The organism is Streptomyces sp. NPDC001153, assembly GCF_053598315.1.
Genome location: NZ_JBSFJZ010000011.1, coordinates 163935 through 180331 on the forward strand (window position 1 = coordinate 163935; position 16397 = coordinate 180331).

The 16397-nt window shown below is 73.4% G+C and carries 13 protein-coding genes; 6 read left to right on the plus strand and 7 right to left on the minus strand.

All coding sequences use genetic code 11. From position 1 onward, the window contains the following. Positions 1 to 2613 (minus strand): CHAT domain-containing protein, encoded by a 2613-nt coding sequence (locus tag ACWDEN_RS15215; RefSeq protein WP_450859291.1) that lies wholly within the window; start codon positions 2611 to 2613, stop codon positions 1 to 3. A 76-nt stretch (positions 2614 to 2689) separates the two neighbouring features. On the opposite strand from ACWDEN_RS15215, the gene ACWDEN_RS15220 reads away from it, so the two are divergent. From ACWDEN_RS15220 to ACWDEN_RS15230, 3 genes are read left to right on the plus strand one after another with little or no spacing between them, the layout of a single operon-like run. Beyond that, a complete protein-coding gene (locus ACWDEN_RS15220) occupies positions 2690 to 4114 on the plus strand; it encodes a S8 family peptidase (RefSeq protein WP_450859293.1) in 1425 nt (474 codons plus the stop codon). Continuing rightward, positions 4111 to 4749 carry an RNA polymerase sigma factor gene (locus ACWDEN_RS15225; RefSeq protein ID WP_351615956.1) on the plus strand — a complete coding sequence of 213 codons (639 nt, stop codon included), beginning with the start codon at positions 4111 to 4113 and terminating at the stop codon, positions 4747 to 4749. Before ACWDEN_RS15220 ends, ACWDEN_RS15225 begins: the two co-directional genes overlap by 4 nt. After that, on the plus strand, positions 4746 to 5225 hold the full coding sequence (locus ACWDEN_RS15230) for a hypothetical protein (RefSeq protein ID WP_351615959.1): 480 nt from the start codon (positions 4746 to 4748) through the stop codon (positions 5223 to 5225). The genes ACWDEN_RS15225 and ACWDEN_RS15230 overlap by 4 nt, the downstream gene beginning before the upstream one ends. A 14-nt stretch (positions 5226 to 5239) precedes the next feature. Here ACWDEN_RS15230 and ACWDEN_RS15235 read toward each other — a convergent pair whose 3' ends face one another. The 3 genes from ACWDEN_RS15235 to ACWDEN_RS15245 form a co-directional block, all read right to left on the minus strand. Further along, complete coding sequence (locus tag ACWDEN_RS15235; RefSeq protein WP_351615962.1) at positions 5240 to 6463, minus strand: cytochrome P450; 1224 nt, start codon at positions 6461 to 6463, stop codon at positions 5240 to 5242. Positions 6464 to 6639: 176 nt separating this feature from the next. Then, positions 6640 to 7419 (minus strand): N-formylglutamate amidohydrolase, encoded by a 780-nt coding sequence (locus ACWDEN_RS15240; protein WP_450859296.1) that lies wholly within the window; start codon positions 7417 to 7419, stop codon positions 6640 to 6642. Between the two features lie 309 nt (positions 7420 to 7728). Continuing rightward, positions 7729 to 9948, minus strand: a complete 2220-nt coding sequence (locus tag ACWDEN_RS15245; RefSeq protein WP_450859298.1) for an NADP-dependent isocitrate dehydrogenase — start codon at positions 9946 to 9948, stop codon at positions 7729 to 7731. A 212-nt stretch (positions 9949 to 10160) separates the two neighbouring features. Between ACWDEN_RS15245 and ACWDEN_RS15250 the strand changes: the two genes are divergently transcribed. Next, entirely contained in the window at positions 10161 to 11708 is a 1548-nt protein-coding gene (locus ACWDEN_RS15250; RefSeq protein WP_450859300.1) for a M1 family metallopeptidase, read from the plus strand. Here the strand turns inward: ACWDEN_RS15250 and ACWDEN_RS15255 are convergent, their stop codons facing one another. The 3 genes from ACWDEN_RS15255 to ACWDEN_RS15265 are packed head-to-tail and all read right to left on the minus strand — an operon-like array spanning position 11709 to position 13003. Beyond that, entirely contained in the window at positions 11709 to 12119 is a 411-nt protein-coding gene (locus tag ACWDEN_RS15255) for a DUF4186 domain-containing protein (RefSeq protein WP_351615973.1), read from the minus strand. It lies immediately after the preceding gene. A gap of 32 nt (positions 12120 to 12151) precedes the next feature. Then, on the minus strand, positions 12152 to 12484 hold the full coding sequence (locus ACWDEN_RS15260) for an SHOCT domain-containing protein (RefSeq protein ID WP_351615976.1): 333 nt from the start codon (positions 12482 to 12484) through the stop codon (positions 12152 to 12154). Positions 12485 to 12544: 60 nt separating this feature from the next. Further along, on the minus strand, positions 12545 to 13003 hold the full coding sequence (locus ACWDEN_RS15265; RefSeq protein ID WP_351615978.1) for a DUF6325 family protein: 459 nt from the start codon (positions 13001 to 13003) through the stop codon (positions 12545 to 12547). Positions 13004 to 13240: 237 nt separating this feature from the next. Between ACWDEN_RS15265 and ACWDEN_RS15270 the strand changes: the two genes are divergently transcribed. Continuing rightward, positions 13241 to 14146 (plus strand): YhjD/YihY/BrkB family envelope integrity protein, encoded by a 906-nt coding sequence (locus ACWDEN_RS15270; RefSeq protein ID WP_450859303.1) that lies wholly within the window; start codon positions 13241 to 13243, stop codon positions 14144 to 14146. A gap of 1007 nt (positions 14147 to 15153) precedes the next feature. Beyond that, positions 15154 to 16392: a hypothetical protein gene (locus ACWDEN_RS15275; protein ID WP_450859305.1), complete on the plus strand. Its 1239-nt coding sequence runs from the start codon at positions 15154 to 15156 to the stop codon at positions 16390 to 16392. Positions 16393 to 16397: the final 5 nt, after the last annotated feature.

The following is a 16397-nucleotide window of genomic DNA, read 5'->3' on the forward strand; positions in this document are numbered from 1 at the left end:
CTACGCCGCACCGAACGCCGCGAACGCCCAGCCCGTCGCCTGGTGGACCGGGTCCTCGGGCAGGGCGGCGCGGGCGTCCCGGAGCGCCTCCGCCAACGACAGTCCCGCGCCAAGGCCCTTGTGCAGGGCGAGCATCAGGGGGACCACGGCCGCGTCGTTGACCGGGGCGCTGCTCGCCACCACCCCGGCCGTGCCGAGCGGCAGCAACGCGGTGACCAGGCCGAGGAGTTCGTCGGCGCCGACGGAGGCGAGGCGGGCGGTGTCACAGCTGGAGAGGATGATCCGGTACGGGCTGCGGGTGAGCCGTTCGAAGTCGTGCACGATCAGCGGGCCGTCGGCCATGCGGAGCGCGGAGAACAGCGGGCTGTCGGCGCGGAACGTGCCGTGGGCCGCGAGGTGCGCGAGGGCCGCCCCGTCGAGGTGTTCCAGGACCCGCGGGACCTGGGCGTCGTCGCCCTCCAGGACCGTCGCCGCACCGTGGCGGGCGGCCAGTTCCGGTACCTCCGCGCCGCCGGACGCGAGACCCGGGCCGCGCACCAGCACATGCCGGCCGCCCGGCGGCGGCTCGGTCTCGCGGGCCCGCAGCCAGCTGCCCGCCGACGGGGACACACTGAGCACCCTCTCGCGCAGCGCGGGCAGCAGCGCCCACGGCACCCGGTGCAGCGCCCCCGGCGGCACGACCACCACCGGGCCCGGGCCCAGATGCGGTACGGCCCCGCCCAGCAGCAGTTCCTGCAGGCGCAGGCCCGCGGCCTCCACCAGCGGCAGCCGGGCCTCGGCGCCGGGATGGGCGAGGCGCCGCAGCCCGGCCTGGACGTACTCGGCCTCGGCCACCGCCTCGGCCAGCGGGCCGCCGGTGAACCGCCGTACCCGGCCCTGTCCGCACAGCAGGACGTGCACCTGCCCGTCGACCACGGCGAGTTCCACCAGGCGCGCCTCGCCGAGCCGGTCCAGCAGCCGGGCCGCGTCGAAGCGGTCGCCCTCGTGCGGGGCGGAGCCGCGTATGTGGTGGGTGCGGGAGCGGATCTCCCGTTCCAGACGCCGCTGTTCGCGTTCCAGCGCGGGCACCGGACGGCCCTCCATCCGGGCCTCCTCGGCGCGGGCCGCGATCTCCCGGTAGGCGGTCAGGCCGCTGAGCAGCGCCGGGTCGGCGGGCGGCCGGGTGGGCGGCGCGGACAGCACCGTCGCCCGCCAGCGCTCGCTCCACTGCAGCAGCCGGCGCGGCGAGCCCTGCGCGAGACTCACCTCCTGGGCCAGCGCGGCCAGTTCGGCGCCCTGCGCGGTGGCGTGCGCCCGCAGCTCCGAGGCACCGAGCGTCATCCGGTGGTCGTCCAGCACGTCCAGGCCGCGACGGCAGGCCTCCAGCACGCCCCGCCGGGACCCGGCCGCGCGCGCCCGGAGCGCCTGTGCCGCCCAGCCCGTCACCCGCGCCGGCGGTGGGCCGCCGTACCGGCTGCGCGCGGCCACCGCCAGATGCCGTTCGGCGTCGGCGGTCCAGCCCAGCGCGAGCGCGATCCGGCCCGCGAGCAGGGAGGCCTCCGGCGCGGCGGGCGACCCGAAGGAGGCCAGCTTCCCGGCGACCGCCGCCGCGTCCGCCACCAGCCGCCCCGAGCGGCGCCCGGCCGCCACCCGGGCCTCGATCAGCACCAGCCGGGCATGCTGCTCCCACCACATCCGGCGCTGTGCCGCGAACAGCCGTACGGCGACCGCGGCGCGGGCCACGGCGGTGTGCGCGTCCCCGGCCGAGCGGGCGGCCCGCGCGGCGGCCAGCAGCAGCTCGGCCTTGCGGGTGGACTGCCCGCCGATCCGGTCCAGCAGCGCTGTCGTCGCGTCGGCCTCGGCCAGCGCCTCCGGGGCGAGCCCGGCCGCCATCAGCACCTCGCAGCGCCGCAGGGACAGCATGTAGGTGGGCGTGCCGAGTTTGGCGTACCGCTCCTCGGCCTCGTCCAGCAGCCGCAGGGCCGCCGGGATGTCCCCGGACCGGAACGCGGCCAGACCCCGGCTCTCCACCGCGTCGGCCTTGTCGTGCTCCTGGCCGGTGGTGTCCCACAGCCGCTCCGCCGCCGTGAAGTCCGCGACCGCCCGGTCCACCGCGCCGAGCGCCAGATGCACGGTGGCCCGCAGGGTCAGCGCCCGCGCGGTCCAGATGTCGTCGCCGAGCTGCCGCAGCACCGGCAGCGCCCGCCGTACGTCCTCCAGCGCCTCCCGGTGATGCCCCAGCACCCACCACACGTACGCCCGCCGGTACAGCACCCGGGCCCGGGTGTGCCCGCTGCCCCGGGAGACCCCGCGCTCGAAGGAGGTGAGCCCCTGCCGCGTGCGCCCCGCGTGCACCAGTGCGACCCCGAGCGTGGCGAGCACATCCGCCTCGCGGTCGGCCGACTCGGCGCGCGCGGCCAGGTCCCGGGCCCGGCGCAGATGCCTGAGCGCGATCCGCAGATCCCCGAAGTCCCGCTGCCAGATGCCCAGCACCTGGTGGGCGACGCTGGCGTGCAGCGGCGGCGGACCGGCCCCCAGCACCTGTTCCGCGCGTGCCCGGGCCTCGCCCGGGTCGGCGAAAACCAGGGGCAGCAGTTCGAGAACCGACTCGCTTCCCGCCGTCACGTCTCGCATGGTAGTGGCCTGCTGTATCAGACGGTGGCCCCGCGACTCTCACTGTCGAACACCGTCTTCAGGGGGAGGACAGGTCATGGCTCCACAGCGGTTCCACGAACAGTTCGAGCACATCCAGCGCTCCATGCCGGACGTGTCCCTGGCCATGGGGCCGGGGGAGGACGCCCATTTCCTCTACGAGAAGGGCGTCGTCCTGGCCCGGGACGGCGAGGAGGCGATGGTCGTCGAGGACGCCGTGCGCGCCCACTTCACCGCGACCGAGGGCCTGGACCCAGCGCACGTCCGGCGGGACGGCCCGGAGACCAACCGCACCGGCGTCACCCGCATCCGCACCGGCGCCCCGGGTTCCGGCGACGACACCGTCCCGCACGCGCTGCGCGCCCTGCGGGAGGCCGAGGACCGCCGCGGCCGCCGGCTGGTGGGCCGTAACCACGTGATGCACATCGCGGTCAACGCCTGCCCCGCCGACGAGCCGGCGCCCGTCGCGCGCACCCGACAGGCCAACCCGGCCGCCGCCGACGGGCGTTACGACGCGGACAGCGCCGTCGGCGTCCTCGTGATCGACACCGGCCTGGTGCACGACCACCGCTCCTACCCGCTGCTCGCCCACACCACGGGCGACGCCCAGACGGCCGAGACCGGTGCCGACGGGGTGCTGCGCCAGTACGTCGGCCACGGCACGTTCATCGCCGGGATCCTCGCGGCCGTCGCGCCCAACACCGCGATCACCGTCCGCGGAACCCTGAACGACGCCGGGGCGATCCTGGAGTCCGAGTTCGGCGCCCGGCTCTTCGAGGCGGTCGACCAGGGCGGCTGGCCCGACATCATCAGCCTCTCGGCCGGCACCACGACCGAGGGCGGCGACGGACTGATCGGCCTGGACGCGTTCATGCGCGAACTGCGCGAGCAGCGCACCCTGCTGGTGGCCGCCGCCGGCAACAACGCCGGCGACACGCCGTTCTGGCCCGCGGCCTACGCCGCGCTGCCCGAGTACGCCGACAGCGTGCTGTCGGTCGGCGCACTGCGCGCCGACGGCGACGGCGCGGCCTGCTTCAGCAACCACGGCCCATGGGTGCGGGTCCACGCCCCCGGCGAGCGCCTCACCAGCGCCCTCACCGGCTTCGACACCCCCGTGCCGTACGTCTACCAGCACTCCACCTACGACGCCTGCCGGTACGGCTTCGACTACCCGTGCACCTGCCAGTTCCCGCGCCACACCGGCGTGTTGAGCGAGGGCCGGGAGAGCACCGGGGCCAAGCCGGACCAGGTGATGTTCGACGGCCTCGCGCAGTGGAGCGGCACCTCCTTCGCCACGCCGGTCGCCGCGGGCCTCGTCGCCGCCCGGATGACGGCGCACGGGGAGCGCGACCCGCGCACCGCGCTCACCCGGCTGCTCGCGGCCACGACGGACACCGCCGAGGTGCGCGGGGCGCTCGTCCCGGCGCTCCGCCCGGGCACCTGGCGCCCGGTCCCGGTCGTGGCCCCGGCCGTGCCCGCATGAGGTGCGGAACGCTCCACTCCACGGCGTACGATGACGTGCCGTACACGAGGGGTGGAGCCGTGGACCGAACAGAGGTCGGCGCGCTCGTCCGGTCCGCCGTCGACGGGGACGCCGCGGCCTGGAAGGCGCTGGTGGAAGGGATGAGTCCGCTGGTGTGGTCGGTCGTGCGCGCACACCGGCTCTCCGACGCCGACGGGCACGAGGTCTACCAGACCGTGTGGTTCCGCTTCGCCCAGCACCTGGGCCGGATCCGCGAACCCGACAAGACGGGTTCCTGGCTGGCCAGTACGGCCCGCCACGAGTGCCTGAAAGTGCTCAGGAGCCTGACCCGGCTGACCCTGACGGACGATCCGCTGGTGCTGGACCGGGCCAGCGACGACCGGACCCCGGAGGAGTCGCTGATCGATTCGGAGGAGGCGGCGGACCGGGCCGAGCGGGTACGCCGCCTGTGGCAGGAGCTGGACGGAATGGGGGAGCGCTGCCGGCAGCTGCTGCGCGTGCTGGTGGCCTCCCCGCCGCCCAGCTACGGTGAGATCTCGGCCGCGCTCGGTATCGCGGTCGGCAGTATCGGACCACTGCGCCAGCGCTGTCTGCGCCGGCTGCGGGCCCGGATGAACGCACGGGGTGCGGCGTGAACAACGACCATCGGTTCCCGGAACCGGGCGGGACGGACGAGGAGTTGGCGGACTCCCTGCTGGAGGAGGAACTGCGCCAGGCGGCCGCCGTCCTCGACCCCGTCCCGGACGCCCTGCTCCAACTCGCCCTGGATGCCTACGCGTTCCACGACCTGGACGCGAGGATCGCCGAGCTGACCTTCGACTCGCTCGTGGACGCGCTGCCGGTCAGGGGCGTGACGGACGCCCCCCGGATGCTGACGTTCAGCGCGGGCGAGGTCACCGTCGACGTCGAGGTCACCGAGGACGGGCTGATCGGCCAGGTGCTGCCGCCGCAGTCCGCGCGCATCGAGGTGCTCGGCGGCCCGCAGACCGCCCGCCCGGTCACGGCCGACACCCTCGGCCGCTTCACCAGCGACACACCACCGGCCGGCCCGTTCGCCCTCAGGCTGCGGACCGGCGCGGAGGTGATCGTCACGGAGTGGCTGCGGGCGTGATCCGGCTCAGGACGTCACACGGACCAGGTCACGGGCAGCGTCCTCGGCCCGCGGATCATCGTCCGGTGCCGCCAGCGCACCTCCTCGGCCGGCACCGCGAGCCGCAGGCCGGGCAGCCGGTCCAGCAGGGTGTCCACCAGCAGCTCGGTCTGCAGCCGGGCCAGCAGCGTGCCGGTGCAGAAGTGCGGGCCGTTGCCGAAGGCCACGTGCGGGTTGGGTTCGCGGTCGGGGTCGATGCGGTCCGGGTCCGGGAAGACGGCCGGGTCGCGGTTGGCGGCGAGGTAGGAGACGTAGACCGGCTCGCCCGCGGTGATCCGGTGGCCGGCGATCTCCACGTCCTCCAGCGCGATCCGGGCGAGCCCGACCGAGTTGCGGTGCGGGATCCACCGGAAGAGCTCGTCCAGCACGGCGCCACGGGCCTCGGGCCGCGCGCGCATCCGCTCCATCAGCTCCGGCCGGGTCAGCATCAGATACAGCATCTGGCCGCAGTTGTGTGTGACGGCCTCGCCGCCGATCTGCAGCGGGCCGGCCAGCCCGACGGCCTCCTGTTCGCTGATCTCCCCGCGCGCCACGGCCCCGCCCAGCATCGAGTAGACGTCCTCGCCGGGGCTGTGGGCCCGGGCCCGGACGGTCGTGGTGATCCACCCGTACAGGCCCTCCTTGGCCCGGCCGGCCGCCTCGGCACCGTTGGTGGAGATGATCTCCCGGGTCCAGGCGTGCACCTGCGCCCGGTCTGCGGCGGGTACGCCCATCACCTCGCTGACGACGGTGAGCGGGAACGGCTCCAGCACCCGCGCGATCAGATCGGCCGGCGGCCCGTCCCGTACGACGCCGTCCACCAGCGCGTCCAGGATCTCCTGCGCGCGGGGCCGCAGCCGCTTCATGGCGCTCACCGTGAAGGCGCCGGCGACCGGCTTGCGCAGCCGGTTGTGGTCGGGCTGGTCGGCCCAGGCCAGCGAGCCTGGGCGGGGCGCGAAGTTCGGCGCCATCCGGGTCACCTGACGGCGGGTCACCTCGCTGCGGCTGAACCGCGGGTCGTTGGTGATCAGCTTCACGTCGTCGTGGCGGGTCGCCAGCCACGCCCAGCCCTCGCCGAACGGCAGCCGGATCCGGGTCAGCGGACCCTCGCGCATCAGGCCGGCGAGGACCGGGTCGAAGTCGGTTCCGTCCAGGTCGGGGGTGGGCCAGTCCCGTACGGGCGGCGGGGCGTGGCCGGTGAGCGTCGTCTCCTCGGTCATGCGCACCACCTTGGTACGGGGAGTGGTGGCTGTCCTGTCGGAGTGGTCCAGGTGGAGGGCTTTGCGCCCACGGGGGTGCCGCTCTGTGCCGCCGGGCGTGCGCAGCGCCGATTGCGGCTGGTCGCGCCCACGCGGCGGAGCCGCACCTTGACACAACCCGCGGCCCTTCGGGGCGCTCAGGCTGCGTCGACCAGCGCGGCCAGTGCTGTGGCCAGGCGGTCGAGGCCCTGCCCGGCCGGTCCGCCCGGCTCCGCCATATAGGTGTCTCGCCGTATCTCCACCATCAGGGCGCCGACCCGGGCGTCGGTGCCGTAGAACTCCAGCGGTACGTACGTTCCGGCGAAGGGGCTGTCCAGCCCGATCCCCCCGCAGTCCGCGAACGCCGTGCGGGCCGCCTCGGTCAGCTCCGGCGGGGTGTGGAAGGCGTCCGTCCCCAGACACACCGGCGGACGCGGCCCGGTGCCGTGCAGCTCGTAGGGGAGGGGCTCGGTCGGGTAGGAGTGCACGTCGATCACCACGGCCCGCCCGGTCGCCGCCAGCCGTCCGGCGACCGCCTCGGTCATGGCCCGCGCGTACGGCCGGAAGTACCGCTCCAGCAGCGGCTCCGGGTCGGTGTCCGCGGGCCGTAGTCTGCTCCGGTGCGTGGTCCGGGTGTACACGGCGCCCATGCCGGCGGCCGTCATCTCCTCGCGCTCGTCCGGGAACCGCTCCGGGTCCACGACCAGCCGCGACAGCCGGTTCACGAACCGCCAGGGCGTGACGGTGGCCAGAGCGGCGGCCGCCCCGGCGAGCTCGGCCGTGTGCGCGTCCGTGATGTGGTCCAACTCCCGCTCCAGCGCGGCGTCGTCCAGCACGATCCCCCGGCGCACGTCCTCGGGGATCGCCCGCGCCGAGTGCGGCACGTGCAGCAGGACGGGGGAGGCGGGGGCACCGGGGAGGAGTTCGAAGGAGGACACAGGTGGCTCCGGGGGTGTTGTCAGTGGCGTGGTGCAGCATCAAGGTGCCACAGCGGTGACGCGTCAGGGACGGCGGGAGCCGGACAAGGGGAGGGCGATCCGGCTCGCCCTGGGCGAGCGGGACGCGGACGTGCAGGAGCTGACCGTGCCCCGCGACTGGTGAGTGAGCCCCGGCAACTCCACGCCCGGGGCGCCTGCTTGCCCCGCCGCCCTGTACATGCCTCCGCCCCGGCCGGTGTTGCTGCCGGCCGGGGCGGAGGGGCACTCATGAGGGCGGTTCGGGCGCCGCAGGCACTGGCGCCGCAGGCGTCAGCTCAGGGACGCCAGCGCCTCGTTCCAGGTGGCCGACGGGCGCATGACCGCGTCCGCCTTGGCCTTGTCGACCTGGTAGTAGCCGCCGATGTCGGCCGGCTTGCCCTGGACGGCGATCAGCTCGTCCACGATCTTCTGCTCGTTCGCGGCGAGGGTCTCGGCGAGCGGAGCGAAGGCCTTGGCCAGGTCGGCGTCGTCGGTCTGCCGGGCCAGCTCCTGCGCCCAGTACAGGGACAGGTAGAAGTGGCTGCCGCGGTTGTCGATGCCGCCGACGCGCCGGGTCGGGGACTTGTCCTCGTTGAGGAAGGTCGCCGTGGCGCGGTCGAGGGTGTCGGCGAGGACCTTGGCGCGGGCGTTGCCGGTGGCCGCCGCGTACTGCTCGAAGGAGGGGACCAGCGCGAAGAACTCACCGAGGGAGTCCCAGCGGAGGTAGTTCTCCTTGACCAGCTGCTGGACGTGCTTCGGCGCGGAGCCGCCGGCGCCGGTCTCGAACAGGCCGCCGCCCGCCATCAGCGGGACGACCGACAGCATCTTGGCGCTGGTGCCCAGCTCCAGGATGGGGAAGAGGTCGGTCAGGTAGTCACGCAGGACGTTGCCCGTCACGGAGATGGTGTTCTCGCCGCGGCGGATGCGCTCCACCGACAGCTTGGTGGCCTCGACCGGGGACAGGATCCTGATGTCCAGGCCCTCGGTGTCGTGCTCCGGCAGGTACTGCTTGACCTTGGCGATGAGCTGCGCGTCGTGGGCGCGGTTCTCGTCCAGCCAGAACACCGCCGGGTCGCCGGTGGCGCGAGCGCGGGTGACGGCCAGCTTGACCCAGTCGCGGATCGGGGCGTCCTTGGTCTGGCAGGCGCGGAAGATGTCGCCCTGCGCGACCGGCTGCTCGATGAGCACGGTGCCGGCCTGGTCGACCAGGCGGACGGTACCCGCGGCCGGGACCTCGAAGGTCTTGTCGTGGGAGCCGTACTCCTCGGCCTTCTGCGCCATCAGGCCGACGTTCGGGACCGAGCCCATGGTGGACGGGTCGTAGGCGCCGTTGGCCCGGCAGTCCTCGATGACGGCCTGGTAGACACCGGCGTAGGAGGAGTCCGGGATGACGGCGAGGGTGTCGGCCTCCTGGCCGTCCGGGCCCCACATGTGGCCGGAGGTGCGGATCATCGCCGGCATGGAGGCGTCGACGATGACGTCCGAGGGGACGTGCAGGTTGGTGATGCCCTTGTCGGAGTCGACCATCGCCAGGGCCGGGCCCTCGGCGATCTCGGCGTCGAAGGAGGCCTTGATCTCGGCGCCCTCGGGCAGGTTCTCCAGGCCCTTGAGGATGCCGCCGAGGCCGTCGTTCGGGGTGAGGCCGGCCGCCTTGAGGGTCTCGCCGTACTTCGCGAACGTCTTCGGGAAGAAGGCGCGCACCACGTGACCGAAGATGATCGGGTCGGAGACCTTCATCATCGTGGCCTTCAGGTGCACGGAGAACAGGACGCCCTCCTGCTTGGCGCGGGCGACCTGCGCGGCGAGGAACTGCTCCAGCTCGGCCACGTGCATGACGGAGGCGTCGACGACCTCGTCCTTGAGCACCGGGACGGACTCGCGCAGCACGGTGGTGGTGCCGTCCTCGCCGACCAGCTCGATCTTCAGCGCGCCGTCCTCGGCGATGACGACGGACTTCTCGGTGGAGCGGAAGTCGTTCTCGCCCATGGTCGTCACATTGGTCTTGGACTCGGGGGTCCAGGCGCCCATGCGGTGGGGGTGGGTCTTGGCGTAGTTCTTCACCGAGGCCGGGGCGCGGCGGTCGGAGTTGCCCTCACGCAGGACCGGGTTGACCGCGGAGCCCTTGACCTTGTCGTAGCGGGCGCGGATCTCGCGCTCCTCGTCGGTCTTCGGGTCGTCCGGGTAGTCCGGCAGCGCGTAGCCCTTGCCCTGCAGCTCGGCGACGGCGGCGCGCAGCTGCGGGATGGACGCCGAGATGTTCGGCAGCTTGACGATGTTGGCGGCGGGCGTCTTGGCCAGGTCACCCAGCTCGGCCAGCGCGTCCGGGATGCGCTGGTCCTCGTTCAGGTACTCCGGGAAGTGGGCGATGATGCGTCCGGCCAGCGAGATGTCCCGGGTGGTCACGGGCACACCGGCCTGCGAGGCGTACGCCTGGATCACCGGCAGGAACGAATGCGTCGCCAGGGCCGGGGCCTCGTCTGTGTAGGTGTAGATGATGGTCGAGTCAGTCACCGGGTGCTCCGCTCCACGTCTGCAACATTGCTCGACATCAAGATATCTCGTGATCGGGATCCGTTCGACAGGGGTCCCGGCCGGAAAGGTGCCGCGCCGGTGCAACCGGCAGCCGCCCTCAGTGGTCATGACAAACGATCACCACCGACCACGGTGATCGTCAACGACCGGCGGCCGGACCGACCACCCGGCCGCCCGAGCGGAGGCGGACCATGAGATATCGCAGCAGAGTGACGGCCCCGGCGGCCGCCCTGATCGGTACGGCCACGGCGCTGGCCGTCGGCTCCCCGGCGCGGGCGGCCGGCACCGTGAGGCGGACGGGGGAGCCGGGCCCCGAGACCCTCGGCGACCCTGTCTTCCCCACCCTCGGCAACGACGGCTACGGCGTGTCGTCGTACCACCTCGACCTCGCCTACGACCCCATGACCCAGCGGGTGGATTCCACCGCCACCCTGCGGATCCACACCACCGGCGCGCTGACCCGGTTCTCCCTCGACGCGCTCGGCCTGGACATACGCTCCGTGTCCGTCTGCGGCCGGACGGCCGACTGGGAGCAGGCGGACGAGAAACTGCGGATCACCCCCGCCGGGCCGCTCCCGGCGGACGCGGCGGCCACCGTCTGCGTCACCTACTCCGCCGATCCACACCGCACCCTCGCGCACACGGCCTGGGTGCCCACCCCGGACGGCTTCGCGATCTGCCCGCAGCCGAACTCCGCGCACACCGTCTTCCCGTGCAACGACCACCCGTCGGACAAGGCCCGTTTCACCTTCCGCCTCACCGTCCCGGACGGGCTCCGCGCGGTGGCGAACGGCCTCCTCACCGGCACGGAGAGCCTCGACGGCGGCCTGACCGCGTACACCTACGAGTCCCGGGAACCGATGGCCACCGAGCTGGTGCAGATCACGGTCGGGGACTACGTCGTCAAGGACCGCCAGGGCCCGCACGGGCTGCCGCTGCGCGACGTCGTCCCGACCGCCCGCGCCGCCGCTCTCGAACCGGCGCTCGCGCTGACCCCCGGGCTGGTGGACTGGATCGAGCAGCGGCTCGGGGCGTTCCCCTTCGAGACGTACGGGCTGCTGCCGTGCAACTCCGACGACCCGAAGGCCTTCGACTTCACCGGCCTGGAGACCCAGACCCTCACCCTGTACAAGCCGAACTTCCTGCTCCAGGAGGAGAAGAAGATCGGCTCGCACATGATGCACGAGCTGGTCCACTCCTGGTTCGGCAACCTGGTCAGCCCCGCCACCTGGGCCGACCTGTGGCTGAACGAGGGCCACGCCGACTACTACGGGCTGCTCTACCGCTACGAGCGCGGCTGGACCGACTCGCTCGGCTACAGCACCTTCGAGGACCGTATGAAGTACACCTACGGCCTCGGCGACCAGTGGCGGCACGACTCCGGCCCGGTCGCCGCCCCGAACGCCGTCAACCTCTTCGACAGCCAGCGCTACACGGGCGGCGTCCTGGTCCTGTACGTGCTGCGGCAGGTCGTCGGCGAGGACGTCTTCCACGCCGTCGAGCGCGGCTTCCTGGACCGGTACCGGAACTCCTCGGCGTCGACGGAGGACTACATCACCGTCGCCTCGGAGGTCTCCGGCCAGGACCTGACGGGCTTCCTGCGGGACTGGCTGTACGGCACGAAGACCCCGCGCATGCCGGGCCACCCCGACTGGACCGTGACCCCGGTGAGCTCGTCCCTCATGGCCCCGCACAGCAGGCGCGGCGGCCACTGGCACGAGAACTCGGCCACGCTCTGATCATCCCCGGCGGGCGGGGCCGGGACCGCTCCCTGCCCCGCCCGCCATCTCCCGCCCGATCCACCGGCAGATCACCTCGACCACGTACACGTGCTCGGCACGGGTCAGCTCCCGCCCCCTGGGAATGCCGTGCCAGCGCTCCAGGCAGCCCCGGCAGCAGGTGGCGGTCGCGTGCTGCGCGACGAAGACCGGATGGCCGCGGTACGGCGTCTGCTTGCCGTCCTTGTACGGCTCGGCGGGCGCCAGCCGCTTCGCGATCAGGTCGTAGGCGTGCCACCGGATCGTCGCCGGTCCTTTGAGCTCGGCGGTCGCCCGGTCCCGTCCGCGCAGGTGGAACCGCGCCCGGAACGGCTGGAGCGCGAGCGCGTCCAGCCGCTGGTCCAGGGAAGAGGGGTCCGGCGAGGTGGTCATGCTGCCGCGAGCGTACGTCGTCTCGACGCGGCTCAGCCCAGCAGCAGGCGCTTCTGGGCTTGGAACTCCTCCTCCGTCAGGACACCCTGGGCCTTCAGATCGGCCAGCTGCTTGAGCTGGTTGATCCTCTCGGTCATCGCGTCGGGGGCCGCGGCCGGCGGTGCGGCGGGAGCGGACGGCGCCGCCTGTTGCGGTTGCGCGTACTGCGGCTGTGCGTACTGCTGCTGCTCGTACGGTTGTTGCTGCCGTTCGTAGTCCTGCTGCGCCCAGCGGCCGGCCTGCCGCCGCGAGACGCGGTTGGACACGGCGGTGGCGGTTCCGGCGACCACGGCTGTGCGGGCGACGCCGCGAAGCAGTCCGGGCATGTTCGGTCATCTCCCAAGGGGATCGGTGCGGGAGCGGTGCGGGATCGGCGCGGTGCCGGTTCAGGCTGCCGTGGAGCCGCCGGGCGGCACCGTCTCCTCCGTGGCGTCCAGCGCCGCCAGCAGCGCCTGCACCGGGATACGGCCGCTCGCGACGAGCTGGGCCCCGCTGCGCCTGAGCGCGGCGGCCAGGGGAGCGGCCCACAGGTTCTCGTACACCAGCACCGCGGCCGAGTTGCCCGGCTCCAGCGCGTTGGCCGCCTCGTCCAGGTCACTCTGGTCGAGCACGCCCGCCGACGCTCCCTCGAAGATCGTCAGATCCGTTTCCTCGCCGAGGTCCTTCATCTCCAGACCGACGACGGAACCGTCGGTCTCCTTGCGGACGAAGGCCAGGTCGATGATCCGGACGATGCCGCGGTCGACGAGATCGACCAGCAGCGGGAACGCCTCCCCCGTCATCCGGTTGCCGGGGAACTCGATGACCAGGTAGTCGACGGGCCCCATCTCTTCGACGCTGTCCATGACCTCTCCTCGAGACGCATGGGAATCGGTATCCAGTCCAACACGCGGCGCCAGGGCTCGCATATTTCAGCGGGCGTCGGCTGGTGGGCAGCGGATCACCGGACGACTCCGGAGTGCCGCGGGGGGCGCGGCCCCTCACCCTGGACGCAGCGAAAGGAGCGAGGTCATGCCGACCGTCGGGGTGCCGTCAGCAGGCGGGGACCGGGCGTGCCCGCAGAGTTTCCCCCTGGGACCCTGATGGCGACGGCAGGACGTGCGCACAAGCTGATCGCCCGGGCGAAATCGGTGCATCAGCGGGCGGAGAGCCGGTTCCCCGTCGTCACGCATGTCGCGGACCGCATGGTGTCCGTGAACATCTTCGATTCCGGTACGCGCATCGCGGCGCAGTCCTTCCTGACCGCGGTCCCGCTGCTGTTCGTCGTCGCGGCGTACGCTCCGGCGGCGGTGCGCCGTGAGCTGGTCGCGTCGGTGACAGCGGTCTTCGGACTGACGGGTGCGGCGCGTGCCCAGCTGGAGCAGGTGCTCCAGCCCACGTCCGACGACCTGAAGCAGACCACCGGCGTGGTGGGCGTACTGATGGTGCTGCTGTCCGCCACCGCCGTCAGCCGGGCGATGCAACGTCTGTGCAAGCGAGCCTGGGAGATCCCGCGCACCGGGACTCGAATCGCCGCCTGGCGGTGGCTGGCCTGGCTGGTCCTGTGGATCGGTGTCCTGGTGCTCCAGGGCCCGTTGCGTGACGGCTTCGGAGCCGGTGCCTGGCTCGGCATCCCCCTCACCTGGGTCAGCCAGGTGGGCCTGTGGTGGTGGACCCAGCATCTGCTGCTCGGCGGCAAGGTCGGCTGGAAGCCCCTGCTGCCGGGTGCTCTGATCACGGCGACCGTCCTCACCACGCTGGCGGTGACCGCGCGCGTGTACATGCCGCGGGCTCTCAACCGCGCCCTCGCCAGTTACGGTTCCGTGGGGTCCGTGTTCGTGCTCCTGTCCTGGCTGATCGTGGTCTGCGTCGCCACGGCCGTCGCCGTCAGCGTGGGCGCCGTACTGGCGCAGGAGCCCTTCCTGGCGGCACGCCTCGGCAGCCCGCCCCCGCTGCGCGACCGTGAGCACGCGGCAGGTGAAGGCGCGCCGGGGCAGGGGCCGGGGTAGCCCGTCCGGACCGCCCGGCGCGCGGAGCGTCCGCGGGGCTGAGGCAATGGTGCTGTCCAGGTAACCACCACGCCGGAGGGTCCATGACCACGCCGCCCGACCCGCAGTCACCGGAGCCGGATCCGCACCGGCCGACTGAGGCACACGGGCCGGACCGAGCCGGTGCGAACTCGCCGGGCGGCGCAGGGGATTGGGGCGCGAACCCACCGGGCGGCGAGGCGGACCGGCCGGCCCGGGACGCGCGTCGGCCCGACCCTGCCCCGGATCCGCCGGACCACCTGGGCACGAGCGGCGGCGAGCAGCCGAGCTCGAACGGTGGTGCCCAGGCGGGCCCGCCCGGCGGTGGTCAGGTGGGTCCGTCTGGTGGTGGGCGGGGACTGTCGCCTGGTGGTCCGGTGAGTCCGTCCGGTGGTGGGCACGGGGAGCCGCCTGGCGGTGGTGGGCAGGGAAAGCCGTCCGGCGGAGGTCCGGTGGGCCCGTCCGGTGGTGGTCAAGGGGGCTCCTCTGGCGGTGGGCAGGAGAAGCTGCCCGGGGGTCCGTTGGCAGGCCCGCCGGGTGGTGGTCAGGGGAAGCTGCCCGGGGGTCCGTTGGCAGGCCCGCCGGGTGGTGGTCAGGCGGGCCCCTCCGGTGGTGGGCAAGGGCAGCCGCCCGGCGGTGGTGGGCAGGGAACGCCGTCCGGCGGAGGTCCGGTGGGCCCCTCCGGCGGTGGTCCGGTGGGCCCGTCCGGCGGTGGTCAGGCGGGCCCCTCCGGCGGTGGTCAGGCGGGCCCCTCCGGCGGTGGTCAGGCGGGCCCCTCCGGCGGGGGTCAGGCGGGCCCCTCCGGCGGTGGTCAGGCAGGCCCCTCCGGCGGTGGTCAGGCGGGCCCCTCCGGTGGTGGGCACGGGCAGCCGCCCGGCGGTGGTGGGCAGGGAAAGCCTCCCGGGGGTCCTCCGGCGGGCCCGCCCGGTGGTGGTCAGGTGGGGCCGCCCGGTGGCCGCTCCGCGGGTTCCGGGTCCGTCGCGGGTCGGATGGCGCGGAACACCGCCTCCGCCGTGCTCATCGTGCTGACCTGCATCCTCGTACCCGTCGCGCTCCTGGCCACCTGGGTGCACGACATCGCGCTCGACACCGACCGCTATGTGGCCACGGTCGCGCCCCTGGCCACCGAACCCGCGGTCCAGGACGCGGCGGTCCACCGGATCACCGAGGCGGTCGGCACTCACGTGGACGGCAAGCGGGTCGCCGGGGACATCGCCTCCTGGCTGCAGTCCCAGGGTCTGCCGCCGATCGCCGCCGACGCGGTCAGCCGGCTCGGACCGCAGATCGACTCCGCCGTGGACTCGGCCGTGACCAAGATCGCCACCCGCGTCGTCCACAGCAACGCGTTCGCGACGGTGTGGCGCGAAGCCAACCGCGGCGCCCACAACGCCGTCGTGCACGCCCTGACCGGCAAGGGACGCGGCGCGTTCGGGGTCAGCGACGGCACGGTCACCCTGGACGTGGGCACGGCCGTCGACCGGGTCAAGAAGGAACTGGTCGACGCGGGCCTGAAACCCGCCGAGAAGATCCCGCAGGTGAACAAGCAGCTGGTGCTGTTCCACTCCGACGAGCTCGCCAAGTTCCGCAAGGGCGCGCGCCTCCTCGACATCGTCGGGAACTGGTTCCCGGTGATCGTCGTCCTCCTCGGCGTCGCAGGGGTGTTCCTGGCCCACCACCGGCGCCGGGCCCTGGCACGCACCGCGCTGGGCGCCGCCTTCGCCTGCCTGGTCGTGGCCATCGGCCTGGTCGTGGCGCGGAGCTACTACCTCGACCACCTGCCGCCCCAGGTGCAGTCCAGGGCTGCCGCCGGAGCAGTCTTCGACACCCTTCTCCGCTTCCTGCGGGTCAGCCTGCGTACGGCCGTCGTTCTCGGCGTGGTCGTCGCGCTGGGTGCCTATTTCGTCGGGCCGGGACGGCTGCCCGTGGCCGTCCGGGGCTACTCCGACCACACGGCGGACTCCGCGGCGCGCTGGGCGGCCGCCCATCACGTCGGCGCCGGGCGGGTCGGCGCGTGGGCGCTGGCCTACCGCCGGGCCGTCACGCTCCTCGTCCTGCTGATCATCGCGCTCGTCTTCGCGCTCTGGAACCATCCGACGGTGCTCACCGTCCTGCTGCTGGTCCTCGTACTGCTCGGCGTCCTGGCGGTGCTCGCCCTGCTGGCGGCCGCCGGGCGCGTGCAGCTGAACGCGACGCGCGGGGAGCCGCGGCCGGCCGGGGGCGAGCACTGACCGGG